This is a genomic window from Aliirhizobium smilacinae, assembly GCF_006335145.1.
GTDB classification, from domain to species: Bacteria; Pseudomonadota; Alphaproteobacteria; order Rhizobiales; family Rhizobiaceae; genus Neorhizobium; species Neorhizobium smilacinae.
Map to the genome: position 1 here is coordinate 1 of NZ_VDMN01000018.1, position 2,234 is coordinate 2,234.

Genomic DNA, 2,234 nt, shown 5'->3' on the forward strand with positions numbered 1-2,234 from the left:
CAATCAGGCCTTGATAGCGAGGCCCTTGTCGTCGAAACGGTGCAGTCTGGTTTCATCCGGCGTCAGGTAGACGGTGTCGCCGTGGCGCGCGCCGAACTCGCCGCTGGCGCGTGCGGTCATCTGGCCGATGCCTTCGACATCGAGATGCAGGAAGGTGTCGGCGCCGAGATGTTCGGCAACTGTGACCTTGCCCTTCCAGGTGCCGCTCTCCTTCGACAGCGTCAGATGCTCGGGACGGATGCCGGCAGTCGTGGCACCCTTGGCCTTGGCATAATCGCCGGTCAAAAGGTTCATCCGCGGCGAACCGATGAAGCCGGCCACGAACAGGTTGCGCGGCGTCAGATACAGTTCCATCGGGGAACCGACCTGCTCGATATTGCCGCGGTTGAGCACGACGATCTTGTCGGCCATGGTCATGGCTTCGATCTGGTCGTGGGTGACGTAGATCATCGTCGTCTTCAGCTGGTTGTGAAGATCGCTGATTTCCAGACGCATCGTGCCGCGAAGCGCTGCGTCAAGGTTCGACAGCGGCTCGTCGAAGAGGAAGGCCGACGGTTCACGGACGATGGCGCGGCCGATCGCAACGCGCTGGCGCTGACCGCCCGAGAGCTGCGAGGGACGACGCTCGAGATAGTCGGTGAGGTTCAGCACGTTGGCTGCAGCTTCGACCTTCTTGTCGATCGCGGCCTGTTCCATCTTCGCCATCTTCAGCGGGAAGCCGATGTTCTTGCGCACGGTCATATGCGGATAGAGCGCATAGGACTGGAACACCATCGCGAGACCACGGGCGGCAGGGGCCGCATCGGTCACATCCTTGCCGTCGATGATGATCGAGCCGCCGGTCAGGTCTTCAAGGCCGGCGATCAGGCGCAGAAGGGTGGACTTGCCGCTGCCCGAAGGGCCGACGAAGACGACGAATTCGCCATCCTTGATTTCCAGATCGACGGAAGGAATGACCTTGGCTTCGCCGAAATGCTTCTGGACGTTTTTGAGTGTAATGCTGCCCATGAGACGAATTCCTTACTTAACCGCGCCAAACGTGAGGCCGCGAACGAGTTGCTTCTGGCTGAACCAGCCGAGGATGAGGATCGGCGCAATCGCCATGGTCGAGGCTGCCGAGAGCTTTGCCCAGAACAGACCTTGCGGCGAAGAGAAGGAGGCGATGAAGGCCGTCAGCGGCGCCGCATTGGTGGTCGTCAGCTGAATGGTCCAGAACGCTTCGTTCCAGGCAAGGATGATGTTCAGGAGCAGTGTCGAGGCGATGCCGGGTATGGCCATCGGCGTCAGGACGTAGACGATCTCCTTCCAGAGGCTGGCACCATCCATCCGGGCGGCTTCCAGGATCTCGCCCGGAATTTCGCGGAAGTAGGTGTAAAGCATCCAGACCACGATCGGCAGGTTGATCAGCGTCAGCATGATGGTCAGGCCGATGCGGCTGTCGAGCAGGCCGAAGGTGCGGAAGATGATGAAGATCGGCAGAAGAACCGCAACCGAAGGCATCATCTTGGTCGAGAGCATCCACATCAGGATGTCCTTGGTCCGCTTGGTCGGGGCAAATGCCATGGCCCAGGCGGACGGTATGGCGATGATCAGCGCCAGGATGGTGGATCCGACCGAGAGGATCACCGAGTTCATGAACGGCTTGAAGTAATCGCGCTGCGTCTGAACCGTGATGTAGTTCTCGAACGTACCCGACGGGATGAGCGAGAAGCCGGCGATGGCTTCCTGTTCCGTCTTGAGGCTGGTGATGATCGCATAAAGGATCGGGAAGAAGATCAGCAGAGCCACGACCCAGGCGGCAATGCTCCAGCCGATCTTAGCTCCGGTGGAAACTGAACGAGCCATGATCGTCTCTCCTACTTGTCCAGGTTCTTGCCGACGGCGCGCATCAGGAAGATGGCGACGATATTGGCGAGAACGACTGCTATGATACCGCCTGCAGCACCGCCACCGACGTCATAACCGAGACGCGCCGTGCGGTAGATCAGGAAGGTGAGGTTGGTGGATGCGTAACCCGGGCCGCCATTGGTGGTGACGAGGATTTCCGCATAGATGCCGAGCAGGAAGATCGTCTGGATCAGGATGACGACCGTGACGGCACGCGAGAGATGCGGGATCGTCAGGTAGATGAAGCGGTTGAAGAAGTTGGCGCCGTCCATCTCCGCTGCTTCACGCTGCTCGCTGTCGAGCGACTGGAGCGCGGTGAGAAGGATGAGCGTTGCAAACGGCAGCCA

The 2,234-nt window shown here is 60.1% G+C and carries 3 protein-coding genes; all 3 read right to left on the reverse strand.

The annotated features are described in order from the left end of the window. Positions 1 to 3 precede the first annotated feature (3 nt). Positions 4 to 1,008 (reverse strand): ABC transporter ATP-binding protein, encoded by a 1,005-nt coding sequence (locus FHP24_RS28510; protein WP_139679624.1) that lies wholly within the window; start codon positions 1,006 to 1,008, stop codon positions 4 to 6. Positions 1,009 to 1,020: 12 nt separating this feature from the next. Further along, a complete protein-coding gene (locus tag FHP24_RS28515; protein ID WP_139679625.1) occupies positions 1,021 to 1,845 on the reverse strand; it encodes a carbohydrate ABC transporter permease in 825 nt (274 codons plus the stop codon). Positions 1,846 to 1,856: 11 nt separating this feature from the next. After that, on the reverse strand, positions 1,857 to 2,234 hold a 378-nt coding region (locus FHP24_RS28520; RefSeq protein WP_139679626.1), incomplete at its 5' end, for a carbohydrate ABC transporter permease.

Coding starts and splice junctions, on each gene's coding strand:
- FHP24_RS28510 (WP_139679624.1), bottom strand. CDS start 1,008: ATGGGCAGCATTACACTCAAAAACGTCCAGAAGCATTTCGGCGAAGCC.
- FHP24_RS28515 (WP_139679625.1), bottom strand. CDS start 1,845: ATGGCTCGTTCAGTTTCCACCGGAGCTAAGATCGGCTGGAGCATTGCC.